General features: G+C 70.0%; 20 protein-coding genes. 8 read left to right on the forward strand and 12 right to left on the reverse strand.

Going from position 1 to position 25,443, the window contains the following annotated elements; all coding sequences use genetic code 11:
* The first annotated feature begins 51 nt into the window (after positions 1-51).
* Entirely contained in the window at positions 52-1,221 is a 1,170-nt protein-coding gene (locus ACQY5G_RS03405; RefSeq protein ID WP_428277010.1) for a 6-phosphofructokinase, read from the forward strand.
* A 48-nt stretch (positions 1,222-1,269) separates the two neighbouring features.
* Here the strand turns inward: ACQY5G_RS03405 and ACQY5G_RS03410 are convergent, their stop codons facing one another.
* Complete coding sequence (locus ACQY5G_RS03410) at positions 1,270-1,881, reverse strand: superoxide dismutase (protein WP_428277012.1); 612 nt, start codon at positions 1,879-1,881, stop codon at positions 1,270-1,272.
* 195 nt (positions 1,882-2,076) lie between these two features.
* Between ACQY5G_RS03410 and ACQY5G_RS03415 the strand changes: the two genes are divergently transcribed.
* On the forward strand, positions 2,077-3,204 hold the full coding sequence (locus ACQY5G_RS03415) for a hypothetical protein (RefSeq protein WP_428277014.1): 1,128 nt from the start codon (positions 2,077-2,079) through the stop codon (positions 3,202-3,204).
* Between the two features lie 12 nt (positions 3,205-3,216).
* Here the strand turns inward: ACQY5G_RS03415 and ACQY5G_RS03420 are convergent, their stop codons facing one another.
* Positions 3,217-4,173 carry an FAD binding domain-containing protein gene (locus ACQY5G_RS03420; protein ID WP_428277016.1) on the reverse strand — a complete coding sequence of 319 codons (957 nt, stop codon included), beginning with the start codon at positions 4,171-4,173 and terminating at the stop codon, positions 3,217-3,219.
* Positions 4,174-4,240: 67 nt separating this feature from the next.
* Between ACQY5G_RS03420 and hisN the strand changes: the two genes are divergently transcribed.
* Entirely contained in the window at positions 4,241-5,056 is an 816-nt protein-coding gene (gene hisN / locus ACQY5G_RS03425) for a histidinol-phosphatase (protein ID WP_428277018.1), read from the forward strand.
* Positions 5,053-6,309, forward strand: a complete 1,257-nt coding sequence (locus tag ACQY5G_RS03430) for an amidohydrolase family protein (protein ID WP_428277020.1) — start codon at positions 5,053-5,055, stop codon at positions 6,307-6,309. Before hisN ends, ACQY5G_RS03430 begins: the two co-directional genes overlap by 4 nt.
* Positions 6,310-6,336: 27 nt before the next feature.
* On the opposite strand, the gene ACQY5G_RS03435 is transcribed toward ACQY5G_RS03430, so the two are convergent.
* Complete coding sequence (locus tag ACQY5G_RS03435) at positions 6,337-7,830, reverse strand: CHAD domain-containing protein (protein WP_428277022.1); 1,494 nt, start codon at positions 7,828-7,830, stop codon at positions 6,337-6,339.
* Between the two features lie 6 nt (positions 7,831-7,836).
* Complete coding sequence (locus tag ACQY5G_RS03440) at positions 7,837-8,958, reverse strand: aminotransferase class I/II-fold pyridoxal phosphate-dependent enzyme (RefSeq protein WP_428277024.1); 1,122 nt, start codon at positions 8,956-8,958, stop codon at positions 7,837-7,839.
* A gap of 430 nt (positions 8,959-9,388) precedes the next feature.
* On the opposite strand from ACQY5G_RS03440, the gene ACQY5G_RS03445 reads away from it, so the two are divergent.
* Entirely contained in the window at positions 9,389-10,840 is a 1,452-nt protein-coding gene (locus ACQY5G_RS03445; protein ID WP_428277026.1) for an inorganic phosphate transporter, read from the forward strand.
* 46 nt (positions 10,841-10,886) lie between these two features.
* Here the strand turns inward: ACQY5G_RS03445 and ACQY5G_RS03450 are convergent, their stop codons facing one another.
* Positions 10,887-11,294, reverse strand: a complete 408-nt coding sequence (locus ACQY5G_RS03450) for a DoxX family membrane protein (protein ID WP_428277028.1) — start codon at positions 11,292-11,294, stop codon at positions 10,887-10,889.
* 209 nt (positions 11,295-11,503) lie between these two features.
* Here ACQY5G_RS03450 and ACQY5G_RS03455 point away from each other — a divergent pair, with 209 nt between their 5' ends.
* A complete protein-coding gene (locus ACQY5G_RS03455; protein ID WP_428277030.1) occupies positions 11,504-13,312 on the forward strand; it encodes a thioredoxin family protein in 1,809 nt (602 codons plus the stop codon).
* 36 nt (positions 13,313-13,348) lie between these two features.
* Here ACQY5G_RS03455 and ACQY5G_RS03460 read toward each other — a convergent pair whose 3' ends face one another.
* Positions 13,349-15,091 carry a hypothetical protein gene (locus ACQY5G_RS03460; RefSeq protein ID WP_428277032.1) on the reverse strand — a complete coding sequence of 581 codons (1,743 nt, stop codon included), beginning with the start codon at positions 15,089-15,091 and terminating at the stop codon, positions 13,349-13,351.
* Between the two features lie 118 nt (positions 15,092-15,209).
* On the opposite strand from ACQY5G_RS03460, the gene ACQY5G_RS03465 reads away from it, so the two are divergent.
* The gene (locus ACQY5G_RS03465; protein WP_428277034.1) at positions 15,210-16,121 is read left to right on the forward strand and encodes a hypothetical protein; all 912 of its coding nucleotides are present in this window, start codon (positions 15,210-15,212) and stop codon (positions 16,119-16,121) included.
* Between the two features lie 65 nt (positions 16,122-16,186).
* The gene (ggt, locus tag ACQY5G_RS03470; RefSeq protein WP_428277036.1) at positions 16,187-17,890 is read left to right on the forward strand and encodes a gamma-glutamyltransferase; all 1,704 of its coding nucleotides are present in this window, start codon (positions 16,187-16,189) and stop codon (positions 17,888-17,890) included.
* A gap of 31 nt (positions 17,891-17,921) precedes the next feature.
* On the opposite strand, the gene ACQY5G_RS03475 is transcribed toward ggt, so the two are convergent.
* From ACQY5G_RS03475 to ACQY5G_RS03500, 6 genes are all read right to left on the reverse strand, one after another.
* A complete protein-coding gene (locus ACQY5G_RS03475) occupies positions 17,922-21,137 on the reverse strand; it encodes a WD40/YVTN/BNR-like repeat-containing protein (protein ID WP_428277038.1) in 3,216 nt (1,071 codons plus the stop codon).
* Positions 21,138-21,361: 224 nt separating this feature from the next.
* On the reverse strand, positions 21,362-21,778 hold the full coding sequence (locus ACQY5G_RS03480) for a type II toxin-antitoxin system VapC family toxin (RefSeq protein WP_428277040.1): 417 nt from the start codon (positions 21,776-21,778) through the stop codon (positions 21,362-21,364).
* On the reverse strand, positions 21,775-22,044 hold the full coding sequence (locus tag ACQY5G_RS03485) for a hypothetical protein (RefSeq protein ID WP_420615472.1): 270 nt from the start codon (positions 22,042-22,044) through the stop codon (positions 21,775-21,777). The genes ACQY5G_RS03480 and ACQY5G_RS03485 overlap by 4 nt, the downstream gene beginning before the upstream one ends.
* Before the next feature lie 10 nt (positions 22,045-22,054).
* On the reverse strand, positions 22,055-22,324 hold the full coding sequence (locus tag ACQY5G_RS03490) for a hypothetical protein (protein ID WP_428277042.1): 270 nt from the start codon (positions 22,322-22,324) through the stop codon (positions 22,055-22,057).
* Between the two features lie 62 nt (positions 22,325-22,386).
* On the reverse strand, positions 22,387-23,967 hold the full coding sequence (locus ACQY5G_RS03495) for an amidase (RefSeq protein ID WP_428277044.1): 1,581 nt from the start codon (positions 23,965-23,967) through the stop codon (positions 22,387-22,389).
* Positions 23,968-24,091: 124 nt separating this feature from the next.
* Positions 24,092-25,393, reverse strand: a complete 1,302-nt coding sequence (locus ACQY5G_RS03500; RefSeq protein WP_428277046.1) for an ArgE/DapE family deacylase — start codon at positions 25,391-25,393, stop codon at positions 24,092-24,094.
* Positions 25,394-25,443: the final 50 nt, after the last annotated feature.

The following is a 25,443-nucleotide window of genomic DNA, read 5'->3' on the forward strand; positions in this document are numbered from 1 at the left end:
CCCGCAGCCGATGGCTTTGCCACGCGCTGCCGCAGCGCCGATAATCGGGCCATGAACGAGAGGAAGGCTGTACCCGGCGACGACGATCCCGGGACGACCACACCGCGCGCGGACGGAGCGGGAGAGATCAAGACGATCGCGATCAACACCGGCGGCGGCGACGCGCCGGGGCTGAACGCGGTGATCCGGGCCATCGTGTTGAGCGCCCGCCGCCGCGGCTGGAGCGTGGTGGGCATCGAAAACGGCTACGGAGGCCTGCTGCCCGACGATCCCGGGCGGGTGATTCCGCTGGGGGCCGACGAGGTGCGGGGGATCACGCACCGTGGCGGGACGATTCTGGGGACGACGAACCGCTCCGATCCGTTCGCGTGGCCCGTGCGCCTGCCGGACGGTTCGATCGAAGCGCGGGACCGGTCCGGCGAGATCATCGAGAGCCTCCGGGAGCATGGCATCGACGCGTTGATCGCGATCGGCGGGGACGGCAGTCTCGACCTCGCGCACCGGCTCTCGAAGCGGGGGCTCCCGGTGGTCGGCGTGCCGAAGACGATCGACAACGACCTCTGCGGAACGAGCCTCACGTTCGGGTTCCTCACGGCGGTGGCGACGGCGACCGACGCGATCGGGAAGCTTCACTCCACGGCGGAGAGCCACCGCCGCGTCATGGTGGTGGAAGTGATGGGACGGGACGCCGGATGGATCGCGCTCTACAGCGGGCTGGCCGGCTCGGCCGACGTCATCCTCATCCCCGAGATTCCCTTCGACATCGAAAGAGTGTGCGACAAGATCCGGGAGCGTGAGGCGGCGGGACGCGAGTTCAGCATCGTCTGCGTGGCGGAGGGCGCGACGCCCGCCGGCGGCGAGATGGTGATGAAGACGGTCCCCGGTGGAGGCACGGACGACCAGGAGCGGCTGGGCGGGCTGGGCGACATGGTGGCGCACGAGATTGCCCGGCGCACGGGGAAGGAGACGCGATCGCTGACGCTGGGCCACCTGCAGCGCGGCGGCACGCCGACCTCCTACGACCGCGTCATCTCGCTGCGCTTCGGCGCGGCCGCCGTGCGGTGCGTGGCCCGCGGCCGATTCGGGACGATGGTCGCGCTCGATCCGCCGCACGTACGCGCGATCCCGCTCGGCGAGGCGCTCGCCAATCTCAAGCTGGTGCCGGTGGACGGCGACATCGTGATGACCGCCCAGGCGATCGGGGTCAGCCTCGGCGACTGACCCCTGGGCCACTGACTCCGGGGCCCGGGCGGGTACGATTCGGGGCGGTCAGCCTGTGGCGGCGGCGTAGCGGGCGGCCACGGCGGCCCAGTCCACCACGTCCCAGAACGCGGCGAGGTAGTCCGCCCGGCGGTTCTGGTAGTTCAGGTAGTACGCGTGCTCCCACACGTCCACGCCCAGGAGCGGCGTGTCTCCCTGCATCAGCGGGCTGTCCTGGTTCGCGGTGGAGTAAACGGAGAGTTCGCCTCCGCCCCCGGCCACGAGCCACGCCCAGCCGCTGCCGAAGCGGGTGAGCCCCGCCTGCTGGAACGCCGCCTTGAAGTCGTCGAAGGAGCCGCAGGCGCCGTCGATCGCGGCCGCGAGGTCGCCCGAGGGGCCCCCGCCGCCGTCCGGAGACATCGACGTCCAGAACAGCGAGTGGTTCGAGTGGCCGCCGCCGTGGTTCCGCACCGCCCCGCGGATCGATTCGGGGACGTCGGCGATGCCGCGCAGCAGGTCCTCCAGCGAGAGGCTCGCGAGGTCGTCGTGACCCTCGAGCGCGCCGTTCAGCATGTTCACGTACACCTGGTGATGCTTGCCGTGGTGAATCTCCATCGTGCGCGCGTCGATCGTCGGTTCGAGCGCGTCGTGGGCGTACGGCAGGTCGGGCAAGGCGTGCATCCTACCTCCTCGGAATCAAGAGCCCCCGGTCGGGGGCCATGGTGACGAATGCCGGGTTTTCAAAACGCTTCGGCAAGGTATGCGCGCGGTGGGGATCGTGACCAGCCGTCCCATCTGCCGCGTGCGGTGACCCGTTTCCCGCCTGTCTCGTCTTTCTCCTGTCCAAACGCATGAACATGGAGGGGAGGGTCCGCGGTGGCCGGAAGATGTCGTGCCCTGGTGGCGGGGGTGCTCTCGATGGCCCTGATGGGGTGTGTGGAAGAGCGCGGCATCGTCGGACCGCCGCTGCCCGACCCTCCCTTCGATCCCGAGTTGGCGGCGAACTCCATCTACTCGCTCCGTTTCGCCGCGGACAACGCGATCGTGGCGCAGGTGCGGACGATCGCCGAGGTGCTCGGGCTGTCCGAACCCCGGGCGAATCGGGTCGCCCGCTCGGAGCTCCGCGGCTCGTCCGATCGGGTCGATCTCCTCCGCGCGCTCGATCCGCGTTCGCTCGAACGGGCGGTGGCGAACGTCGCCGCGAGTCGCGCCTCGGGCGCGAAGACCCCGCTCTTCCCGATCAACGTCCTCGGCAAGGAGTTCATCTTCGACGCGTCCATCGACGCGTACGTGGAGTACGGGGACGGCGGTCCGAAAAACGGGGTCCGGTTCGAGTTGTACGTCGTCGATCTTTCCTCCGGTCTTCCCGCGCTTCCGCTGCAGCCGTTCGGATTCGTGGATCTCACGGACGAGAGCGACGCGGTGTCCGCGCGGCTGTGGATGCGGGCCTTCGATACGAGCGGGGGCGGGACCCGGCGCGTCGCGGACTACCTCGTGGACGGCGCCTTCGCATCCGACGCGAACGGGGTGTCGGTGAGCCTGCTCGCGGAAGGCTTCGCGGAAGACCAGAACGGGCGCTTCGACTTCGAACTCGACGAGTTGCTGGAGTTCGATGACGCGGCCGGCATGACGCATGTCACGTCGAAACATCGCGTGCTCTCGGCCGAGGGAACCGAGGTCAGATTGCAGGTCGGCGGAGGTCTGTCGGCGGACGGGTCGCACGCGGACCTCGTCTTCCGCATGGACATCGATGGCTCGGCCGGGCGTACGCTCGTCGACCTCGCCGTCGTGAACGGGGCGCAGGAGGGAGAGATCCGCCAGGCGGGGCGCGTGGAAGCCCTGGTGGAGGGGACCGTCGAAGCGCCCGTCTTCATCGATGCCGCGGGACGGGGATTCACCAGCGCCGAACTCGCGGCCCTCGATGAGATCCTGTTCGGCATCGACGACGTGCTGGCCTTCGCGGGCGAGGCCTACGTTCCGCTCGCCGACCTCTTCGCCTACTGAGCCGTCAGCCCTTCAGGCGGCGGCGATCTCGTTGAGGGCGCGGCGGACGAGGACGGGGATCATGGCGCGGCGCCATTCCGGATCGACGGTGATGTTGGAGAGCGGGTGACACTGCCGGAACGCCTGCTCGGCCACCGCCTCGATCACGCTTGCGCCGAGGCGGTTCCCCACGGCGGCGTCCTCCACCTTCCCGACGTGGCGGGGATAGGCGCCCATCGCTGAGACGACGAGGCGAAAGTCGGACACCCGGCCGTCGTCATCGCGTCCGACGCGCACCGCCAGGTTGGCCAGCGGGAAATCGATGGCCGCGCGGGGCCGGAGTTTCTGAAACGCAATCTGCGTACCCGGGGGCGGCCGGGGAACACGGATCGCGACGACGAGTTCGCTCCTCCCGATGGACCGGTTCCAGATCCCGTCGGAAGTGAAGAACCGCCGTATCGGCACGTCGCGCGTCCCGTCCCCGTCGGCGACTTCGAGGACCGCATCGAGCACGGCGAGCACGGGGGGCGTATCCGCCGAGTGCGCCGCGACGCAGCGGGTGCCGCCCTTCACGACGTGGCAGAGGTCGCCGTCCTTCTTCAGGCAGTAGCCGAGCGCCTTCCGCCAGAACTTCGTCTGGTTGTAGTACGCGCACCGCGTGTCGAGGCAGACGTTGCCGCCGATCGTGCCGACGCGCCGCAACTGCGGACCCGACACGAGTTCGGCGGCTCGGGCCAGGCTTGGGATCTGCGCGAGGATGTCCGGGTGGGTCGCGACCGACGTCAGCGTCTCCGCCGCCCCGATGCGGACCTCGTCCGCGGTAGAGGCGATCCCGCGCATCTCCCGCACGCGGCTGAGGGCGACGAGGTGGCCGGGCGTGAACAGCCCATGCTTCATGTTGGGGACGAGGTCGGTCCCGCCGGCAATGGGCATCGCGTCGTCGCCATGGTGGGCGAGCAACGACAGCGCCTCGTCGAGCGCGCGCGGCATGTGGTATTCGTACGGATGAAGCCTGAGCATGTCCGGCAAAGTATGGTATGGGCCGGATGGCGCTCAAATGGGTCGGACGGCGCTCGAACCTGAGACCGGAGGAGAGGTGGACCCCGATTCGCTGAGGGAATTCGCCGCGGAGCTGGCCGAGGAGTCGGGCCGGGCGATCGCGGGCATGTTCCGCCATCCCGACCTGGCTGTGGAATCCAAGACGGACGAGTCGCCCGTCACCGTGGCGGACCGCTACGCCGAGACGCTCCTCCGCGACCGGATTCTGGAGCGCTTTCCCGACCATGGGATCGTCGGGGAGGAGTTCGGCCGGCAGAACGACGACGCGGAATACGTCTGGGTGCTGGACCCGATCGACGGAACGATCTCCTTCGTCGCGGGCGTCCCCCTGTTCGGGACGCTCATCGGGCTGCTGCGCGACGGGGAGCCGATTCTGGGGGTGATCCACCAGCCGATCACGCGCGAACTCGCCATCGGCACCCCGTCGGGGACGACCTTCAACGGGGAGGCGGTCAGGGTCCGCGAGGACCGCTCGCTGTCGGAGGCGACGCTCCTGACGACGGATCCGGGCGCGGTCGGCCGGCACCGGAACCTCGCCGGGTTCGAGGCGCTGTGGTCGAGAACGGCGCTGTACCGGGGCTGGGGCGACTGTTACGGGTATCTCATGGTCGCGACGGGGCGAGCCGACATCATGCTCGATCCGATCATGCATCCGTGGGACATTGCGGCGCTGGTCCCGGTGATCAGGGGCGCGGGGGGCGTGATCACGACCTGGGAGGGGGACGATCCCATCGGCGGCGCGTCGACGGTGGCGGCCGCGCCGGCGCTCCATCGGGAGGTGATGGAAGTCCTGAACGGAACGGGAACGGCATGACGGGAACAAGACGCGACTCGGCGGCGTTGGCCGCTCTCCTGACCGGCCTCGCGGCGTGCGGCGGGCCGGGGTCGATCGTGGTCGACAACGCGAACATCATCGACGGCACGGGGGCCGTGTGGCTCACGGGGCGGCTCGTCGTGGTCGACGGCCTGCTGACGTGCGTGGGCGCGCCGGCCGACTGCGCCGAGCCGGGGGGCGTGGAGGTGCTCGACGCCGATGGCTTCTGGGTGGTGCCGGGGCTGATCGATGTGAAGGAGGCCGCGGAGGTGCCGAGCAACGAGCAGACCGCCTACCTGGCCTTTCTGCTCGGCGTCACGACGGCGGCGATCCCGGAGATCGCGGAGGGGCCCGAGGGGGAGCCGCTGCCGCCGACGGGCAGCGATGACGCGCGTATCCCCGTGCCGCGGCCGGCGACTCCCGTCGACGAGCCGTCGTACCCGCTCGGTCTCTTCGGGCAGGCACTCGCCGCCACGATCCCGCCCGACGTGGGCGGGCCGCCCGGCCGCGAGGAGCGAGATCTCCAACTCTACGCGCGATCGCGGTCGACGCTGGCCGACCGCGAGGCGCTGCTGGACTCCGCCCGCGCGATGGGGGCTCGGGGCGCCGCGTTCGCGCCGGGCCTCCTGGAGCAGGAGCGCTGGGCGGCGCCCTACCGGCTTCCGCACGGGATGAACCGCCTCGTCGGATTCGCGATGGTCGCGGAGCGGATTCAGGACCGGCTCCTTCCCGACCGAACGCCGGCCGAGGCCGAGCAGTTGAGTGCGGCGCTGGAGGTGCTCCGCGAGTTCGTGCGGGAGTTCCACGCCGCCGGAGGGTCCGTCGCCACGGCGACGAACGGCGCGCTCGCTCCGGGGCTGGCGCTGCACGAGGAGATGAACGCGCTCGTCGCGGCCGGGCTGTCGGCGGAGGACGCCCTCTACGCCGCCACGCGCGAGGCGGCCCGCCAGCTGGGGATCGAGGAGTCGCGGGGTACGCTGGAGCCGGGCAAGCTGGGCGACTTTCTCATCCTCGAGAGCGATCCGCGCCTGGACATATCGCTCACGCAGACAGTGTCCCGCGTGGGCAAGGGCGGAGTCCTGTACGATCCGCCCACCCTCTTCGACGCCCTGCTCGACACCCCCGGAAACCGCGTTTCCGACAATCCGGTGCGGCTCGTGATCGGCGGGGCCGCGCTCCTGCTCACGCTGCTCCTCTTCGCGCGCGGCGTCCGCAGCCATCGCCGTTCGCTGGGGCCGCGCATCGTGTCCTGACGGATACCGGGGCGGCTGCCGGCCCGGCTACCAGAACGGTGCCGCCGCGACGAAGGTCCGCCAGGACTCGATGAGGCCCGGCTCCGCGGACCGGACCCGCTCGTCGCACCAGTCGCGGACCCGCGCCGCGCCGTCGACCGCGGTCGGATCGGCCGCGGCCAGCTCCCCCGAGATCTGCCGCGCGACCGCCGCGTCGTTCAGGCGGCCGAGATCGTCCTGCAGCGACGAGAGCCGTCGGAGACAGCTTCTCACCGCCGGGCCCGGGAAGAGGCTCCGTGAGTAGTCGCACGCATAGCGGAGCTTCTTGAGCGCGATCCTCACCCGGTGACGCTCCGGCTCGCCGAGGCGCTCGAAGCCCCTCCCCGCCTTCATCAGACTCCGGTATCTCTTGTTCAGCCTGCGCCTCGCGGCCGCCGGGAGGGGCTCGTCGGCGTCCCGCGCGACGAGTCCGCCGCTGTGCGCGACCTGCAGCAGATCCAGGACGAACCGGTTGAACCGCCGGCCCAGGATCAGCTCCCGGGTCGATGCATGGGCCGCGTCCCGCCGCTCTCGGGCGGCGTCGCGAATCCGCAGCAACGTCCAGACTTCCGGGTTCGCATCGATCACGGCAGGCAACGTCTCGAGAAGAAAGACATCGAGGTCGCGTGCCGGGCCCAGCCGCTTAAGCACCCGCCGGGCCTCGCGGTTCAGGGCATCGGCGCGGGATCCGAGATGGGGTTTGAGGAAGAGGAGCGCCGAGCGCAGCCGCCGCAGGGAGACCCGCAGCTGGTGGATGCCTTCGGGATCGCCGGCCTCCAGCACCGGGGCGAGATTCCCCGTCACCTGGATGGACGCCGCCCGGACCACGTTCGCGAGCGCCTCGTCAATCGAATCCGCCGGGTCCAGTTTCGCTCTGGCCGCCCTGACGGCGGGCGGGGAGGTGCCGAGGAGCAAATCCGTGCCTCTCGCCGCCTTGGAGCGCGTCCCGACCGCGAGACGCCGCTTCGCCAAGAGTTCGCGCGCACCTGAGAGCATGTCCCGCACCGGCCCGCTCAGCAGTTCCAACTCCAGTTCGGCGACCGGCGTCTCACGTCCACCCGCCGAGATCCGGCCGGTGTCCAGCGACACCTCGACGAGGGCGCCGCTCGTCCGGACCTCCTTCTTCGTGCGCTCGATGTCCGTGAGGAAGGTGGGGTTCAGCGCGTCGGCATTCGCGATGCCGAGATCGCTGACAGGAGCCTCCCCGGGCAGTTGGTCGAGCCTCGGCGTCCCGTCGTCGCGGGTCGCGGGCGGCAGGGGTGACGTCCACTCGCCACGGGTGAGCCCATCCCCTTCGTCCCGCTTCAGGGTCAACTCCCGGTCGCCGCCCCGACTTCGGATTCTGAGCGCGTAGCCGCGGCGCCGGAGATGACCCTCCGGCGTGTCGTAGTAGGTCGTCAGCAGCCGTTCGCGGGCCGGTCGACCTCCGCCAAGGTCGTCGAAGGCCGCGGACAGCTCGGCGCCGGTTCCGGTGAGCTTGACCTCGATTTCAACCGTACTCACGGGCCGCTACGCCACCGCCGCGTACGCCTCCTCGAGGAGGGCCGCCACCCGGTCGAGGGCCTCGTCGAGTTCCGCCGCCGGGTTTCCGAAGCCGATCCGCAGGTACCGGTCCATTCCGAAATGGTCCCCCGGAACGAGCAGGACGCCCTTCTCGGCCCGCAGCCGCTCTGCCAGTTCCGTGGAGTTGAGGTCGAGGCCGTAGCGCACGTAGCAGATCGCGCCGGCATCCGGGGCCCGGTAGGAGAACAGGTCCGCGCGGTCATCGAGCCAGCCGGCGACGCGGGAGAGGTTGGTCCGGATGATCCCCCGGGTCCTCTCGAGCACGCGGGGGCGCACATCGGCGCTCAGAACGCGGCGCGCCGTGACGTCCGAGAGCGTGGCCGGCGTGATCGTCGTGTAGTCCTTCCGGCTCCAGAACTCCTCGTGCATGTGCGCCGGCGCCGTGATCCAGCCGAGCCGGAGCCCCGGAAGCGCGTAGGCCTTCGAGAGGGAGTTCGTCACGATCACCCGGTCGTAGCGGCCCCAGAAGCTCGGCGTCTCCGGGCCCTCGACCTCCGCCCCCGTGTAGACCTCGTCCGCCAGGATCCAGGCCCCGGCGGCCTCCGCCGCCTCGACGATCTCGTTCATCGCGGCCCCGGTGAGGACGGATCCCGTCGGGTTGTTGGGGTTCGTGACGATGACGAGACGCGTCCCGGGCGTGATGACGTCGGCGGCGCTTCCCGGCTCGGGCTGCCAGCCGAGATCCTCCCGCAGCTTCCACGAGACGACATCCGCGCCGAGCCCCCGCGCGATTCCCGGCGCCTGGCCGTAGGTCGGCTCCAGCGCCACCACGCGGTCTCCGGCCGAGACGAGGCTCCAGAGGACCACGTAGTTCGCCTCGGCCCCGCCCGTCGTGGCGATGATGTTGTCGGGAACCGCCCCCTCGTACAGCTCCGCGATCACGGCCTTGAGCGGATCGGAACCGTCGCTCTGGCCGTACTCCAGGCGGACGTCCGCCGGATCCAGGTCGATGAGGTCCAGGAGTTCGGAGAGGGTGAGCGGATGAACGCCGCTCTCGGATATGTTGTAGTCCACGCGGTGCTCGAACGTGGACTGCCACCGCTCCATCAGAAATGGGGGGACACGCATCTTGGCTCCTGCGGTTTGATCGGGTGTGCTCGGGTTCAGATCTTACGACTCTGGAGGATACCGAAATGACGCGTAGACGGGAACAAGAGACGGCCGAGTTTTTTTGCCGAACGCGCGGAAGAGGCCGACATCCAGGCGGCACGCCGACTCCTGAAACGAAGCGGCGGGGAGCCTCCTCATCCATCGGATCGCCTTGGCGAAGGCGAGGGTGGGCGGCGCTGACGTAACAGTCTCGTCACGGCGCTTGCCCGTCCGCCGAAACGGCCTAGGGTTGGCGCTGAAAGCGCCGCTCGCGCGACAGTCGGCATGATGGTGTTCCGGATCCAGACAGCCCCAGCCAGGCGTTGATCCCCTGTTCGAAACCGTCGCCCTCCTTCTGATCCTCGGCCTTGCCACCTTCGATCTCTGGGTCGGGGTCGCGAACGATGCGGTGAACTTCCTGAACTCGGCGTTCGGGTCGCGGGTGGCCCGGCGGCGCGTGATCATGATCATTGCCACCGTGGGGATCCTTTTCGGCGCGCTCACGTCGAGCGGACTCATGGAGGTGGCGCGCCGTGGGGTGTTCGATCCCAGCCACTTCGTCGACGGCCAGGGCGCGATCATCCTGACCTCGATCCTCGCCCTCTACCTCGGCGTGATGGCGGCGGATGTCCTCCTTCTCGACCTCTTCAACACGTTCGGCCTGCCCACCAGCACGACCGTTTCGATCGTGTCCGAACTGGTGGGCGCCTCGATCGCGGTGGCGCTGTGGACGAACGGCGAGGGCGTGCTGAGCGCGCTGGGGGTGATCAACAGCGGCCCCGTGCTCGGCATCTACACGGCCATCTTCCTCTCGGTCGTGACCGCGTTCGTGAGCGCGGCCGCCGTAATGTTCCTGGTGCGGGTCGTGTACGGGCACGACCTGAAGGCGAGCTTCCCGCGCTGGGGCTGGCTGTGGACGGGCGTGTCCTTCGCCGCGATGGCCTATTTCGTCCTGTTCAAGGGACTGCAGGGCGCCGCGATCCTGGACGAAACGACGATGTCGACGCTCCGCGACGGGATCTTCTGGATTCTGGGCGGCGTGTTCCTCGTGGCGGGCGGCATGGCCGTGATCTGGCGGCGCCGGCCCGCGAGGGTCATCGGGGCGATCGTCCTGACCGGGACCGGGGCGCTGTCGATCGCGTTCGCGGGGAACGACCTCGTGAACTTCATCGGCCCTTCGGTCGCCGCGTTCCAGGCGGTGCTCGTCGAGGGGATCGACCTCTCCGGCCGCGTGGAGACTCCGGCGTGGGCCCTGTTGCTGGCCGGGGCGATCATGGTCACGGCGCTCGCGAGGTCGCAGAAGGCGCGGCGGGTGACGGATACGGAGATCCGGCTCGCGGCGCAGGGGCACACGAAGCAGCGTTTCCGCAAGAGCCGGATCGGCGCGGCGCTCGTGACCCTGGGGTACGCGTGTCTGAATCTGGTCGGGCGGCTGACGCCGGGCGGTCTCCGGTCACGCGTCGAGGGCCGGACCGCGCCGCCGCCACTGGATCCTTCGGCCCCGCCGTACGACCTGCTGCGGGCCAGCGTAAACCTGACGGTCGCGGCGCTGCTCATTTCGATCGGGACGGCGAACGGGCTCCCGCTGTCGACGACCTACATCACGTTCATGGCCGCGATGGGCGCCTCGCTCGGCGACCGGACCTGGCGCGCCGCCGACGCCGAGCAGCGCGTGACGGGCATTCTCGTCGTACTCGGCGGCTGGCTCATCACCGGGCTCATCGCCGCCGCCGGAGCGTTCGTTATGGCGTCGCTGATCGTCCTCACCGGGACCGCCGGCCTGCCGATCGTGGCCATTCTCGTCGCGTTCGGCGTGTGGCGGCTCGGACGTGTCCGGCAGCCCGAACCGGAGCACGGCTGACGGCTGTTGGCTTGCGGGCCGGCCCGGATTCAGCCGGACTCGGGGGTCAACCGAAACGCGCGTCGAGCGTCAACTCGTCCTGGTCCATCGTGCCCCAGAGGACCATGGCGCCGGCGAGAATGATGATCGAGGGATAGAAGAGGACCTGCGATCCCTCGAGGACCCAGCCCCACGGATCGAGGATCGACCTCCACACGGCGAGCGCCGTGATGAGGAGGACGACGAACGCCACCGGGTACGCCCGCTTCCTCCACAGGCCCAACACCACGAGCGCCCCGAGGAGGATCTCCAGGCCGCCGAATACGTTCTGGACGATCGCCTGCGAGCCGATCCCGAGGTAGAAGCTCTCGGCCACGCGCTGGCCGTGTTCCACGTCCGCGAACTTGTCGGCACCCCACATCACCAGCAGCCACCCCGTGCTCACTCTCAGCAGCAACAGACCCCAGCGTTTCATGTCGGCCTCCGGATTCCGGTGTTGCGGGACGCTCCTCGTGGCTTTCAGAGTGGTCCGCCGCCTTTACGCGCGTCAATCGCGATGAGCGGGACGGGTGTTTTGACGCAGGGGCCGGACGGCTAATTTTCCCCCGGCGTTGTCGGAAGCTCGAATTCAAGGGATCGGGAAGAATGGTGGTCGGTTCGAGAGACAGTACATACGGAGGCGGGATGTGGATGGCGCGCGCGGCGCTGTTGGCCGCGGTCGCGGGATCTCTCCTCCCGCGCCCGGGCGTTGCGCAGCTTCCTCAACAGGCGGCGCCGGATCTCGAGAAGGGGGACATCGCGGTCGCCCTCGACCGCACCGCCTACCTCGCCGGCGAGCCCGCGCAACTCGCGGTGCGCCTCACCATCGAAGACGGCTGGCACACGAACAGCTACGAACCGACCTACGACTACCTGATCGCGACGGAGATCGACGTCGAGGCGCCGCCCGACTGGCCGGCGCCGGAGACGCCTCGCTATCCCCCCGGCGAGATGAAGCGCTTCGACTTTGCGCCCACCGCCATCTCCGTGTACGAGGGCGAGATCTTCATCCGGACCGTGCTGCCGACGGCGGCGGGAGCGGCGGCCGGCACGTATCCCATTCGAACGAACGTCACCTACCAGGCCTGCGACGACAAAATGTGTCTCGCGCCGGTGACGACGCCGGCCACGGTGGGGCTGACGATCGCCGACGGCGGTGAGGTCGCGAACCCCGAGTTCTTCGCGGCGGCAACCACGACGGGCGGCCGGGGATCGCAGCTCGGCGGGGCCGGACGGGGCTTCCTCTGGTTCGTGCTCCTGGGATTCCTGGGCGGGCTGATCCTGAACGCGATGCCGTGCGTACTTCCGGTGCTGTCGCTGAAGGTCTTCGGGTTGATGAAGAGCGCGGAGGGGGGCCGGCGGGCACTCACGACGGGGAGCCTCGCTACGGCGGCCGGGATCATCCTCTCCTTCCTGCTGCTGGCGGGGGCGGCGATCGGGGCGCGCGCGGGCGGCGTCGCGGTGGGCTGGGGGATCCAGTTCCAGGAGCCGCTGTTCGTCGGGGCGCTTGCGGTCGTGATCCTTCTCTTCACCCTCAACATGTGGGGACTGTTCGAGGTCCATCTTCCGGGGTCGCTGGCGAAGGTGGGCTCGTCAGGTCCGTCCGAGGGACTCGCGGGCCACCTGGTGACGGGCTTCTTCGCCACGCTGATGGCGACGCCCTGCTCCGCCCCCTTCCTGGGGACGGCGCTCGGCTTCGCGCTCACGCAGGACTCGGGCACGACGGCCGCGATGTTCGGCGCGATCGGCACCGGGATGGCCTCTCCGTACCTGCTCCTGGCGGCGTTCCCGGCGGCGGGGCGGGTGTTGCCGCGGCCTGGGCCGTGGATGGCGACCTTCCGCGTGGTGATGGGGTTCCTGCTCGCGGCGACGCTCGTGTGGCTCCTCTTCGTCATGTCGGGCCTCGTGTCGGCGCCGCGCGTGGCCTTCTTCGAGATCGGGCTGCTGGCCGTGGCCCTCGCGATCTGGCTGGCAAGCCGGTCGCAGCGCGGTCGGCCGGCGCGCCGGCTGGCCGGGATCGCCGCGGCGGCGCTGACGGTCGTGGCCGTCTCCACGGTGGCCGCGGGGCGATCCGAAGCGGGGCCCTCGACGATCGGGGTCGCGCCGGAGGACCGCCTGATCGCGTGGCAGCCCTTCGACCGTGACCGGGCCGAACAACTCGCGACCGCGGGCTCCTACGTGTTCGTCGACGTGACGGCGGACTGGTGCTTCACCTGCAAGATCAACGAGACGCTCTTCCTGGAGACCGAGGAGGTGGCCGGCGCGTTCGAGCAGCACGGCGTCATCGCCATGCGGGCCGACTGGACGCGGCGCGACGATTCGATCAGCCGCTACCTGGCCGACTTCGGCCGCTACGGCATCCCCTTCTACGTGCTCTACCGGCCGGACCGGGAGCCGCACGTCTTCTCGGAACTGATCTCGAAGTCCGCGATCCTCGACCTGCTCGGCGACTAGCGCGTCCCGATCCGGCCGACCGCGGCGAACTCGCAGTCAGCGGGCTGCGGCGATCCGGTCGAGGAACGGTCCCACGTCCAGCAGCACGATGTCGTCGCGCTTCCGGAGTTCGCGGAGGAACGGCCCCTTGTGTCCCGCTCCGTAGGTGAGGAGGAAGCGGACGCCTTCCCCCCGGTGACGGTCCAGCCCGTCCTCGATGTACGCCAAGTGCGAGGCGTTGATCGCCTCCCACCCCCCGGGGCCCAGCTCCGCGTCGAACAGGCGGGCGTACGTCCGCATGCGGATGTCGTAGGCTTCATCGTAGGCGTCGGTATGGATCCAGCGCGGGTCGTCCGCCGCGCCCGCGGCGAGCGCCTCGGATGAAGCTTCCGCGGCCGCCCGGTATTCCGCCCATCCTTCGGCCCGGTCCGGGTCCCGCGAGTAGGCGTCGAGATACGCGGCCCGGAAGTCCGACATCGGTTCGGTCCACCCCGCCGTGGGGATGACCTCGAACTCCAGTTCGCGGGAGAGGGGGAAAAGTCCCTCCATGTACTCCGGGAAGCGGCGGACCCGGGGCTCCTCGACCGTCCCCGTGGCTTCGAACTCGGCCCATGCCCGGTCCCAGCGGTTCGGCGGGATCTCCGTCAGCCAGTAGTCCGGATCGATCTCCCGCACCAGGTCTCTCACGACTTCGAGACTGAACATCTCGCTGGTCTCGTGACCCGAGTGGATCACCCCGAGCACGACGACCTCGTTCAGCGCCGTCTCGCCCCCGGAGGGAGCAGCCGACTCCGGCGCCGGCGCGGCCGGGGCCAGTTCAACGAGCGTGCCCGAGACCTCGTTCGCCACGAACACGCGCTCGCCGTCCGGGTGCGCGCGGAGGACGATGGGTTGCTCGCCGACCTCCAGCCGCTGCACGACGGCGCGGGATTCGAGGTCGACGACGGAGACGGTGTTCCCGCCCGCGTTGTTGACCAGCGCATGACGACCGTTTCCGGGCACCACGACCGAGAACGGCCGGGGGCCGATGCCCTCCGAGACGCGGCCCGTGATCGCGAAGGACGCGGTGTTGATGAAGGCCACCTCGTCGGATCCGCCGCAGGCGACGATGTAGGTGACCTGGTCGGGCGTGAGCGCGCCCCCCGGCGGGCCGGGACACCCCTCGACCGTGGCGTCCAACTCACCGTTCAGGAGGTCGATCACGGAGACCGACCCCGCTTCCAGGTTGGGCACGAAGGCGTGGGACCCGTCCCACATCACGTCCGCGGGATAGGGGCGATCGCCGGTGGCATGGAACGCACGCGGCGTTCCCTCGCGGGTGTCCACCGTCCACAGCCGGTCCGAGAACTCGGTCGTGATCCAGGTCTCTCCACGCACCGTCCCGGGCGTGAACAGCGACGGCCCCGCCCCCACGCCCCACACGGCCCCTGGGACGATCCGGCCCTCTTCGTCGAGCCGGATGAGCGTCGAGTCCCGGAACTGGCTCACGAGCCAGCCGCCTTCGACGCGCACGAGGTCGAGCGGTGCGTCCCCCGCCTCCCAGCGCGCCACCACGGCGGACTCCGAAAGGTCCACGACCGCGATCCGGCCTTCGCCGCTCAGCGCCACCCAGGCGGTGTCCCCATCCGGACTGAACCGGATCCCGTGCGGGGCCGCCCCCACGTCGATCGTCGCGCCGACCCGGAACGGAGCGTCGGCGTCGCCGGCCGGCGGCGGGGCCTCGCTGCAGGCGGCCGCCGCGAGCGCCAGCGAAACGACCGCGCCCGGGAGGGCTTGGTGCAGGCGTGCGGACTGTCTCATCTTCAACTCCCTGGTGGATCCGGATCGGTCTGGCGCAAGCTCGTCCGCGTTCGGACACGACGCAACGAGGGATCGGGCCGTGCGGAATCTCCCGAGACCCGGAGGACGGACGAACGTCATGTACGCCTGGAGAGGGCCCGGCCGTCGGCCTTATGCGACGCTGGCAACGATGCTGGCAGTGCTGGTGACGCTCGGGTGCGGGGACGCCACGGGTCCCGAGCCGCCCGCGGCGGGCGAGATCGTCTTCACCTCGATCCGCGAGAGGTTCATGCGCATCTGGGTGGCGAACGCGGACGGGACGGGACAGCGGCCCCTCACGCCGGAAGGCGAGACGAGCCTCGAGCCCAGCTGGACGCCGGACGGTTCGCGGATCGTGTTCACGAGCTGGCTCGACGGGAACCCCGACATCTTCCTCATGGACGCGGACGGCTCGGACTGGAGGCCGGTGACGCGAGACACGGCGTACGACCGCTCCGGGCGCCTGTCCCCGGACGGGAGACGCGTGGTCTTCGTCTCCGAACGGACGGGGGATCCGGACATCTGGGTGATCGACGTGGATGGATCGAATCCGGTCAACCTCACGCGGAGCCCATCGTCCTTCGACGTGGACCCGGACTGGTCGCCCGACGGCGCCCGGATCGTCTTCGCCTCGGACCGCGGCGGGGGCCGGCAGTTCTCGCTGTGGACGATGGGTGCCGATGGGAGTGGGCTCACGCGGCTTCCCGTCGAGGGCGGCGCGCGTTCCCCGTCCTGGTCGCCGGATGGATCGCGGATCGTGTTCACGTCCTACCGGGACATCGGCGACGCCGAGATCTACGTGATGAGGGCGGATGGCCGCAGCCAGACCAACCTCTCGGGCCGCGCCGGAGTGGACGAACTGCCGCGCTGGTCGCCGGACGGCGAGTTCATCCTCTTCTCGACGAAACGCGACGGGAACTCCGAGATCTACGCGATGGGCGCGGACGGATCGGGGCCGGTGAACCTCTCGCGCCACCCGCGCTGGGATGCCATGGCCGCATGGAGACCGTAGTGTGCGTGCGGCGCCCGGGTTCGGGCCCGCCGTCAACCTTTGCGGGAATCAGCCGAATGATGTGCATGCGCGACGTTGCCACGACTCTCGTCCTCGCCGTCCTCCCCGTGACCGCGACCGCCTGCGGCACCGCGGATGCGGAGAGCCTGAGGAACTCGTCAAGTCAGGAGGCCGCGATGAATGCTCCGGGGTCCATGGCGGGGCGATCCACCGTCTACGCTCCGAACGGAATGGTCGCGACGAGTCAGCCCATGGCGTCGAGCGTCGCGCTCGGCGTGCTGCGCGACGGAGGCAACGCCTTCGACGCGGCGATCGCGGCCTCGTCCGTGCTCTCGCTCGTCGAACCGCACATGACGGGGCTCGGCGGCGACCTGTTCGCACTCTTCTGGTCCGCGGAGGAGGGCCGGCTCGTCGGCCTGGACGCGACCGGGCGGGCCGGGACCCACATGACGCCGGAACGGATTCGGGCGGACGGCTACGACCGCGTGCCGGGCTCGGGGCCGGGGGCGGTGACCGTGCCGGGGGCGATCGCGGGCTGGGGCGCCCTCAACGAGAAGTACGGGAGCCGGCCGCTCGCCGAGCTCGTGGCGCCGGCCATCGCGCTGGCCGAGGAGGGCTTCCCCGTCACCCCGATCATCGCGGGCCAGTGGCGGGGGCAGTTGAGCAAGCTGCAGGCGGACCCGGGGGCGGCGGCGACCTACCTGATCGACGGCGAGCGGGCGCCCGAGGCGGGCGAGTGGTTCCGGAACCCCGACTTCGCGCGTTCGCTGCGCACGATCGCGGCGGAAGGCCCGACCGCCATGTACGGCGGTGAACTGGGCACGCGCGTGGCGGAGGGACTCGCGGAACTCGGCGGCTACCTCACGCCGGAGGACATGGCCGCGATGGAGGTGCGCTGGGTCGAGCCGCTGTCGATGGACTACAAGGGGTGGACGATCTGGGAACTGCCGCCCGCCGGCCAGGGGGTCGCCGCCCTGCAGATGCTGGGCATGCTCGAGCCGTTCGACCTGGCGGGCATGGGGCATAACTCGCCCGAGTACCTTCACCACCTGATCGAGGCGAAGAAGGTGGCGTTCGCGGACCTGGCCCGGCACGTCGGGGACGCCGATCACATGGAGATCGACCCGAAGGAGTTGCTGGATCCCGACTACCTCGCGGCGCGGCGCGCGCTCATCAACCCGGCCGTGGCCGCCGAGCGGGTCGAGCCCGGCGAGTTCGCGACCGCCACGGAGACGATCTACCTCTCGGTCGCCGACCGGTACGGGAACATGGTCTCCTTCATCCACTCGATCTATGGCTCTTTCGGTTCGGGCGTCGTCGTGCCGGGGACGGGTTTCGTGCTGCAGAACCGGGGCGCCGGCTTCACGCTCGAGGACGGGCACCCGAACCAGGTCGCGCCCGGCAAGCGCCCCTTCCACACGCTCATCCCGGGGTTCGTGACCCGCGACGGGGAACCGCTCATGGCGTTCGGCGTGATGGGCGGCTCGATGCAGCCGCAGGGGCACACGCAGGTCGTGCTGAACATGATCGAGTTCGGGATGGACCCGCAGCAGGCGATCGACGCGGCCCGGTTCCGCCACATGGGTGGACTGCGCGTCGCGGTCGAGCGGCTGACCGGCGGACTCGAAGACGGCATGAGCGCGTTGGGCCACGAACTCGTGGACTGGGAGAGCGCCTCGTTCGGCGGCGGTCAGCTCGTCATGAAGCTGGAGCGCGGTTGGGCCGGAGCGTCAGACCCCCGCAAGGACGGCCTCGCCATCGGCCACTGACGACCGACCGCGAGGCCCTGGCGACTTTCGGCTAGCCGCCGGGGAGGGGGCGGCCGGGGGTCCAGGGGGCGCCGGCGGCTTCGAGCGCGGTCTCGGCGCCGGCGAAGGCGCCGTCCATGAAGTTCCGGAACTCGGCGAGCCAGCCGCCGAAGTCCGTTTCGGCGATCGCCAGGTTGCGGCGGTGGGTCGCCGTCGGCGTCTGGCGCGTGTCCCAGTGGCCGCCGATCACCCGTCCAACGCGGTTCGAGATCGAGGGTACGGTGGGCTCGTTCAGGCGCTGCCGGGCCGGGTCGCCGAAGAGTCGGATCGAGAAGTCCTGAAGGCTCGCGCCGAGCGCATCCAGCTCGCCGAACAGTTCGAGCGGGGCGTTCGGCGCCTCGAGGAGCGCGGCCCGCATGTGGCGCAGCCGGTCGCGGGCGCGGCCGACTTCCTCGCCCGCCGAGGCGATGCGGCGCCTCAACTCCGACGCTTCGTTCTGGAAGGCGACGACGACCGCGAAGTCCGTGCCCGGCTCGGCCGTGGGCACCGCTTTCACCTCGAACGCCTGCGCCCGTCCGACTTCCCGCGCGCCTTCGGCCGTGACCACGACGAGTTGCGCGGAGTAGTCGCCCGGGGCGACGAGGGGCCCCTGGGGCGGTCCCACCCACGGCGGCGTGAAGCCCGGCACCGCGAGTTCGATCGGATCCGGCGCCGGGGCCCGCAGATCCCAGCTCACGCGGTGCAGCCCTTCCCTCGCGGGGCCGGCGACCCAGCGCACGGTCCGGCCGTCCGCGTCGGCGATCGCGACCAGCGCACGGGGGCCGCTCTCCGTCGCCTCCTCGTTCAGCACGTCGTAACCGGGGAACGCCACATCTCCCCCGGCGGCTCGCACCTCCCCTTCGGCGGCGCGGCGCGCCTCCGCCGCCGTCGTCGATGTCTCGGGCAGGTAGTAGGAGATCACGGCGCCGAAGTCCGGGTTCGGCGCGGTGTAGTCGTCCGTCCCGAGCGTCGGCTTGCCGCGCGCCTGCATGGGCACGGACGGGATGTACCACCACGCGTCGCGCACCGGGAACAGCGCGCCGCCCTCCGCCGCGCCCGCGGCGGTGTTCGTGCCCTCGGCGAGTTCGCGCAGCGGGGTGTAGTCGTCGAGCACGTAGAAGCCGCGGCCGAAGGTCGACCCGACCACGTCGTTGTCCCGCCGCTGGACCTCCAGATCCCGGTGCGGGATCGTGGGACCGGGGAGCATGTGCCAATTCTCGCCCCCGTTCACGCTCGCGTACATCCCGAACTCGGCTCCGAGGAAGAGGAGGTTGGGGTTCAGGTGGTCCTGCTCGATCGCCCACAGGATCGTGCCATCCGGCAGGTCGCCGGAGATCGACTGCCATGAGAGCCCCGCGTCGTCGCTCCGGAAGAGGAGCGGCCGGAAGTCTCGCTCCTTGTGGTTGTCCGCCACCGCGAACACGGTCGAGGCGAGGTGCTGCGAGGCTTCGATGTCGTTGATGAAGGCCCGTTCCGGCACGCCGGGGAGCGGGGCCGCCAGCCGCCAGTTCGTGCCCCCGTCCTCCGTCACGTGGATGAGGCCGTCATCGCTCCCCGTGTAGATCACGCCCGCCGTCACCGGCGACTCGGAGATCCCCGTGAGGGTCGCGTACTTCGACATGGCGCCGTTGTCGATGAGGTCGTCGACGCTCCACACGCGGCCCATGAACTCCAGCTCGTAGCGGTTCACGTTCGTCGTCAGGTCGCCGCTGATCGCGGTCCACGAATTGCCCCGGTCGTCGCTCGCCCACACGCGCTGCGAGCCGTGGTAGATCCGGTCGGCGTCGTGCGGGCTGATGAGGACGGGCGAGTCCCAGTTCCAGCGTTCCGGCGGATCGCCGGGGGCGGGCTGGGGCTGAATATCGAGCGCCTCCTCGCTCTCCCGGTCGTAGCGGTAGAGGTTCCCCTGCTGCGTCTGCAGGTAGAGGATGTCGGGATCTCGCGGGTCGATCTGGACCGCGTACCCGTCCGCCCCCATCGGCGCGTACCAGTCCCGGTTCCGGACCCCCTCGATGTTCGTGGTGCGGGCAGGGCCCCACAGCGTGCCGAGGTCCTGCGCGCCGCCGAGCACGTTGTAGAACGGCTCCGCGTTGTCGAGCGCGAGCTTGTAGAACTGCGAGATCGGCAGGTTCGGGAAGTGCCGGAAGGTGCGGCCGTCGTCGAAGCTCTCGTACAGCCCCGCGTCCGTCCCCACGAGCAGGTGCAGCGGGTCCTCCGGGTCGATCCACAGCGCGTGGTTGTCGCTGTGCTTGTCGCGCGCCGTCTCGAGGTTGCCGAACGTCGCGCCGCCGTCCCGCGTGACCTGGATGAAGACGTCCATCTGGTACACGATGTCCGCGTCGTGCGGCGAGGCTTCGATCTCCTGGTAGTAGTGGGGACCGGTGCCGCCGGAGATGTACGAGTTCCGCCGCTCCCAGCTCTCCCCCTTGTCGAGGGACCGGTAGAAGCCGCGTTCGTCGTCGTTCGCCTCCATCGTCGCGTACACGACCTCTGGGTTCGCGGGGGTGACGGCGAGTCCGATCTTCCCCACATCGCCGCTCGGGAGTCCCGCCGTGATTCGGCGCCAACTCTCGCCGCCGTCCGTGGACTTGTAGATGCCCGAGTTGGGCCCGCCGGCGAGGTGCCCCCAGATCTTCCGCCGCCGCTCGTACGCCGCCGCGTAGATCATGTCCGGGTTGCCGGGCGCGAACTCGATGTCGGTGACGCCGGTGTTCTCGTCAATCTCGAGCACGAGCCGCCAGGAGTCGCCGCCATCGGTGGACTTGTAGACGCCGCGCTCTCCGCCCGCGGCCCAGAGTGACCCCTCCGCCGCCACCAGGATGACGTCGCTGTCGCGCGGGTCGATGAGGATCTTGCCGATGTGCTCCGAGGTGGGGAGCCCGACGTTCTCCCACGTCTCCCCGCCGTTGCGGCTGCGGTAGACGCCGTCCCCCCAGCCGACGTGGCGCCCGCTCACGTTCTCTCCCGTCCCCACCCAGATCACGTCCGGGTTGTTGGGGTCGATCGCGACGTCGCCGATCGAGTACACGGACTCGTCCTCGAAGATCGCGTCCCACGTCACGCCCGCGTTCGTCGTCTTCCACACGCCGCCGGAGCCGACCGCGATGTACCACGTGCTGCTCCGGTGCGGGTGCACGGCGATGTCCGCGATCCGGCCACCCATCAACGCGGGGCCGATCTCGCGCAATGGGAGGCCGGCGACGACCTCCGCCACCAGCGACTGATCCACCTCCTGCGCTTGAACTTCCGGCGCCAGCGGGGGCGATGCTGCCGGAAGCCCCACCAAGACGCCCAAACCGACCATCCACCGCGCGCGCGACACGTATCGCCTCGACGAATCCCTCATCTCGCTGCTCTCCTTCGTACCTCGGCCTCGGGTTTGTGCGGAGACTGCGCCGAATACGCTATCCCGAAAAACCGGGGTCAGACAGAGCGGGCGGCAGGAACGAGGCGCTACTGATCGCCTCCGTGCCCGCCGCGTCCCGAGCGGGAACGCCACGCCGCGGTGAGGGCTCGGTCGAAAGTCATGAGGCCGCGTGGTTTGTGCCGGAGGCAGCAGGCGAGATGAACGAGATCCCGCGCCTCGAGTCCGGGGTGTTTGTCCGCGAGGCTCCGGGCAATCAGAATGTCCGCCTTCTCTACGGCCCAGACTTCGTCGATGCAGGCTCCCGCGAGCGCGAAAGCGTCGTCGAGGGCGGACAATCGGCGGCTCCTCAGATAGATGTTCAGCAGCTCCTGAAGCACCTCCGCCGAAGTGACGAGAAGGTCGCCGCGGTCCAGTGACTGGGCGATGAACTCGCGTGCCTCCCGACGCAGCGGATGCCGGCGACCGACGTGGTACATGAAGACGTTGGCGTCGACGAAGATCACGCGGGTTCGATCCCGGAGAGTCTGGATTCCCCGATCATTCGCTTCACCTCGGGCCAGTCGGGCTCGGGCGCGTCCGACCGCCGCGCATCACACGCCGCGTTGAACTCCCGTAGCTCCTCCAGGGTGAACTTCCGTGGACGGGCAGTGGCCAGCTTCTCGTCGGCAGCCTCGCGCAACCACTGCCCGAGAGACTTCCCCTCCCGACCGGCCTGTGCCTGGTAGCGGACCTTTTCCGTCTCCTTCACCACGAAATGGATGCGGGACACGATCATCTCCTTATACGCCGGGATCCGGATACCGAGTCTCGACGAGCATGCGCTTGGTCTCCTCCCAATCCGGCTCCTTGGCGCCGGGGGGATGCATCGCGTCGCACTTGGCGGCGAACGCTTCGAGTTCCTCTACGGTGAACAGGCGCGGACGCGCGGCCTCCAGTTTCTCGTTGGCCGCTTCGCGTAGCCACTGCCCGAGGGACTTTCCCTCACGCTCCGCCTCCGCCTGGTAGCGGATCCTGGCGCTTTCCTCGACGACGAAGTGAATTCTAGACATGATTCCTCTGTGATGTGCATAATTTTGACACATGCACAACATGATGGTGTATGCCTATCGAGTCAACGACCGAGCGGCGGGGCCGTGGCGGGCGGGCGGCGGTGGTTCGTCGCCTGCTCGAAGGCGTAGCCGAAGCCGAGGAGCATCGCCTCGGTGAAGGGGCGGCCGAGGAACTCGAGACCCACCGGGAGGCCGTCGTCCGTGAACCCGGCGGGGACGGTGAGCGCCGGGAAGGCCGTGAGCGGGCTCAGCGAGCGGTTGTCGCCGAGGGCGTAGCGGTCGGCCGGGGCGGGGTTCGTCTCCACATCTTCGGCGATCAGGTCCGGGGGATGGTCGAAGGTGGCGTAGACGAAGGCGTCGAGATCGTGTTCGGCCATCGTCGCGATGACATCCTCCCTCACCCGGTCGCGCGCCAGGAGGTAGTCCAGGTAGCCGGGGTCGCGGGTGGTCTTTCCGAGGAGATCGGCCATGCCGGCGGCGCGCCACGGATTCACGCGGCCGCTCAGGAGAATGGACGCGAGCGTGCGGTACGGCGGATCCCGGAGTTCGGCGAGGTAGGCGTCGGTCACTTCCTCCGTCTCGTAGGAGTTGGCGCCGAAGATGGCGGACACGCCCTCGATCCCGGGGATCTCGACATCCATCACCTCCGCACCCAGGTCGCGGAGCGTCCCGAGCGCCGCCTCAATCCGGTCGCGCACCTGCCGGAAGCCCTCCGACGACGTATCCACGGTTCGATCCATCGGCTCGCGGATGACGCCGATCCGGGCGCCCGCCAGCGCTCCCGCGTCGAGCGCGGCCGCGTAGGATTCGGGGACCTGTCCCACGGAGTACGCGGTCACGGGATCGTCGGGGTCGTAGCCGGCGATGACATCGAGGAGGATGGCCGCGTCCATCACGGTGCGCGTCATTGGACCCATGGTGTCGGTGGTGGGGTTGGCGGGCATCATCCCGAAGCGGCTCACGAGGGGGAGCGTGGGACGGAGGCCGACGAGCGAGGCGACGGCCGCCGGGCCGCGGATGGAGCCGCCCGTGTCCTCGCCGATGCCGATCATGCCGAGGTTCGCCGCCACGGCGGAGCCCGTGCCGCCGGAGGAGCCGCTTGGATTCCGCTGGGTGTCGTACGCGTTGCGGATGATCCCGAACCCGGACCCGACGTAGCGCGAGGCGAACTCGCCCATGTTCGTCTTCGCGATGATGAGCGCGCCCGCGTCCTTCATGCGCGTGACGATGGTTCCGTCGCGCTCCGACATGTAGCCCGCGAAGAGGGCCGACCCGTAGGTCGTCGGCATGTCGCTCGTCTCGACCTGGTCCTTGAGGAGGACGGGGATGCAGTGGAGCGGTCCCGTGAGGCCGCCGGACGCGAAGGCGGTGTCGAGGCTTCGGGCCTCCTCGAGGGCACGAGGGTTGACGACCGCGATCGAGTTGAGCTGCGGCCCCTGCTGGTCGTACGCGTCGATGCGCGCTAGGTAGCGCGCGACGAGCCCCTCGCAGGTGAGGTTGCCCGACCGGAAAGCGGCGTGGACTTCGGCGACCGTCGCCTCCTCGACCTCGAATGCCTGTGCGTGGAGCGGGGGAGGGGCCGCCGTGAACGCCAGGGCGAATGAGAGGGCCAGCCGGATTGCGATCGACGTTCGAGCAGACATGGCAGCACCTGTCCTCAGGGAAACTCGATGAGTAGCCGTTAATCGGGGTACGCAGCCTCAACCTTAGCGAGACGTGACCCGACCGGAAGACGTATCCGACTCCTTAACGGCGGGGTCGGGCGCGTCAGCCCGCGCCGGTCCCGCAGAAGCGGATCGCGGCGACGGCGAGGATGCGGGCCAGTTCTACCAGGTCGGCGGCGCGGACGCTTTCGTCGGGGCGGTGGGCTTCGCGGACGTCGCCGGGGCCGAAGAGCACCGTGGGCACGCGGCCGTGGTTGACGAGGAGCCGCATGTCCGCGCCGTAACGCACGCCCCCGACGCGAGGTTCCGTGCCGCCGAACGACCGCGCGGCGCCGGCGAGGGTGCCGACGACGGGGTCGCGCGCGTCCGTGCGGGCGGCCGCGAACTGCGCCCCGACCCACTCGACGGCGGGCGGGTGGTCGCGCAGCCATGCGTCGCCGGAAGCGGCCTCGGCCACGGCGTCCTCCAGCGCGCGGCGCGCCCCGGCGAGGTCCTCCCCGGGCGCGACGCCGTAGCGACCCTCGACGACGAGGCTCTCCGCCACCGTCGAGGGCCAGATCCCCGCCCGGAGCCGTCCCATGGTCAGGGCGTACGGCAGCGCTTCCCCGCGGAACAGCGGGTCGGCCACCTCGCGGTTCCGTTCCGCCTCGAGGGCCCGGAGCCGCTGGAAGATCGGAATGAACTTCTCGACGGGGTCCACGCCTTCTTCCCGCATCGCCCCGTGCGCGGCGAGGCCGGGGACGGTGAGGCGGAAGCTGAGCGCTCCGGCCTGCGCGGGTGCGATGACGAACCCCGTCGGCTCGACGACGATCGCCCCGTCGCCGGTGTGGCCGCGCTCGATGGTGGCCAGCATGCCCGAGCCGCCGTCCTCCTCACCGATCACGCTCTGGATCTGGAGAACGCCGTTCAGTTCAACGCCGGCATCGCGAAGCGCTCGCGCGGCCCCGACCGCGGCGGAGAGCTGCCCCTTCATGTCCACGACCCCGCGCCCGAACAGCCGCCCGCCGCGCTGCGTGAGTTCGAAGGGCGGGTGCGTCCAGCGCTCGACCTCGCCCGCCGGGACGACGTCCACGTGGCCGTTGAGGATCAGCGTCCGGCCCTCGCCGCGTCCCATGCTGCCGACGACCCCGAGACCCTCGTGGCGGTCCACGTCGACGGTGTACGAGGGGTGCCGACGCAGCCGCTCGAAGTCGATCTCCCACACGTCCCTCTCCAGGCCGAGATCACGCATCTCCTCGGCCACCCGCTCCTGGGCCGGCGTCTCGCGGTTCGCAACGCTTTCGATCGCGATGAGGTCGGCGAGCAGCGCGAACAGCCGTTCCGCGTCCACCGCCTCCGCCGCGCGGCGTTCCTCGGACGACAGCGCGCCGCCGTCGCCCGGCACGGTCTCCTCTCCTGTGTTCATACGCGGAGTATGTCACGGATCGGCTTCCCCGGGCGACCCGTCGTGGCGGT

Origin of the sequence: Candidatus Palauibacter sp. (assembly GCF_965261555.1) — a bacterium.
GTDB lineage: Bacteria > Gemmatimonadota > Gemmatimonadetes > Palauibacterales > Palauibacteraceae > Palauibacter.